Genomic DNA, 276 nt, shown 5'->3' on the forward strand with positions numbered 1-276 from the left:
CGTCCAGCCGGCCGGCGAAGTACCCGACCGCCCCAGCGGCTGCGATGAGCACGAGGCTGGGCCAGAAGAGCCTCCGTGCGTTCGACCGCAGCCGGGCGATCACACGCTCGGGAGGCTGGGCGGGTTGCTCTGGAGTCCCGTCCGGGCTGGTGGTCATGCTCAATTAATACCGCAGGTGCGTCACGTCGCCCGCTGCGACGGCGGTGCGGCCCGCATCCGACTCGACGACCAGCCGGCCGTCCTCGTCGATGCCGACGGCCGTCCCCACCAGATCGT

1 protein-coding gene is annotated in these 276 nt (G+C 71.0%); it reads right to left on the reverse strand.

The window, feature by feature from the left end:
* Window positions 1–163: 163 nt before the first annotated feature.
* Window positions 164–268 (reverse strand): hypothetical protein, encoded by a 105-nt coding sequence (locus SB775_RS29190; RefSeq protein ID WP_410864717.1) that lies wholly within the window; start codon window positions 266–268, stop codon window positions 164–166.
* Between the last annotated feature and the right edge of the window lie 8 nt (window positions 269–276).

This window comes from Peribacillus sp. SIMBA_075 (assembly GCF_046534585.1).